The sequence below is a fragment of the Vibrio sp. 10N.261.52.A1 genome (assembly GCF_002876325.1).
Classification (GTDB): domain Bacteria; phylum Pseudomonadota; class Gammaproteobacteria; order Enterobacterales; family Vibrionaceae; genus Vibrio; species Vibrio chagasii.
Genome location: NZ_MCYD01000308.1, coordinates 1 through 584 on the forward strand (window position 1 = coordinate 1; position 584 = coordinate 584).

Sequence of the window (584 nt, forward strand, 5' to 3'; positions counted from 1 at the left end):
ATCTAAATTTTGAGCAGCCCAATTAAACGACTGACAGGCAGTAGTTAAAGGTGACTAACAGACCAAGTTACGAATAGGAAATAAAACAGATAGGAGTTAAATAGATAGGTTGTAGATAAATAGATAGTGAATAGACAGCGGTAAACGTTCGACGAGAAATACTGACACTTCCTTGTGTCGACCTTATTCCTGATAAGAAACCACTTTTCTTACCAACAATAAACTACTTGCAATATAGACCATGCAGTAGGTTAATCATTGCTTTTACTTCTTCACTGCTCAATGTGTAATACACGGTTTGAGCTTCTTTACGAGTATCGACCAAACCATCTCTTCTCAACCAAGCAAGATGTTGAGATAAAGCCGATTGACTCAGTTCCAACTTGCCACACAACTCCCCAACCGACAGCTCAGTACCATGTAAAAGGCACAAAATCTGTAAGCGACGTTCGTTGGCCATGGCTTTGAGTAGAATCACAGCTTGTGCTGAGTTCTTCTCCATCTCTTTTAAGTTCATAGTTTGGCTCCCTACAACCTTTACGCCAACTACGGGCTATCAGTATTTCCGGCATATTGCGGAGTTA

General features: G+C 40.6%; 1 protein-coding gene. It reads right to left on the reverse strand.

Features of this window, described 5'->3' with window-relative positions; all coding sequences use genetic code 11:
* Positions 1 to 223: 223 nt before the first annotated feature.
* The gene (locus BCT81_RS03795; protein WP_004739532.1) at positions 224 to 517 is read right to left on the reverse strand and encodes a metalloregulator ArsR/SmtB family transcription factor; all 294 of its coding nucleotides are present in this window, start codon (positions 515 to 517) and stop codon (positions 224 to 226) included.
* Positions 518 to 584: the final 67 nt, after the last annotated feature.